We start from the raw sequence: 778 nt of genomic DNA on the forward strand, positions 1-778 counted from the left end.
CCCGCCGAACACGAGCGCCACGTCCACCTTGCGGTCGTGCAGGGCGGCGAGCGTCGGTCCGCTGCGGGCTTCCCAGAGAACCGTGGAGATGCCGGGGTAGTCGGCGCCCAACCGGACGAGGGTCGGCTGGAGCACCCGCTGCCCGGCGGGGAAGTTGAAGCCGATGGTCAGCACGCCCACGCGGCCCGAGGCCGCCTCCCGGACCGCCGACACGGCCCGGCGCGCGGTGTCGAGGACCCGCCGGGCCTCGACCTCGAACGCGCGGCCGGCCGCGGTGAGCCGCACCTCGTGGGAGGTCCGGCTGACCAGTTCGACACCGACCTCCCGTTCGAGGCGCTGGAGCTGCTGACTCAGCGACGGCTGGGCCAGGTGCAGCCGGGCCGCCGCCCGCCCGAAGTGCAGTTCCTCGGCGATTGCGAGGAACGAGACGAGATAGCGGAACTCCATGCGGGTCTCCACGGCACCTCCCCGCAGAAAAATATCGTTCCGGAATACCGGCGGTGGAATATAAAAAAACGGACGGTGAAATTCCCGTGTTGATTGGCCGCCCAGCCGATCATGGATGATGGCCGCGGGTCATCGCCAGCCGGCGGGGGCCATGGGTTACCGGCTGGCCGGGCCCGCCGGACCCACCGATCTTTTGTTGATCATGATAGTCGAGTGGACGTCAACACCGTTGATTATCTTGCTCGGGGTGAGGGAGGACCGGCCGGGCACCAGACGGCTGGCCCGGAATCGAACCGCCCGCGGCCGGCTCTCCCCCGCCCGCCGCGGACCG

The 778-nt window shown here is 69.8% G+C and carries 1 protein-coding gene; it reads right to left on the bottom strand.

The genetic code is table 11. The features are described from left to right. Positions 1-447, bottom strand: a 447-nt coding sequence (locus AC08ON_RS18020) for a LysR family transcriptional regulator (RefSeq protein ID WP_476617426.1), incomplete at its 3' end; no start/stop codon positions are given. Positions 448-778: the final 331 nt, after the last annotated feature.

It is taken from the genome of Frankia sp. CoWAU3, from assembly GCF_977971855.1.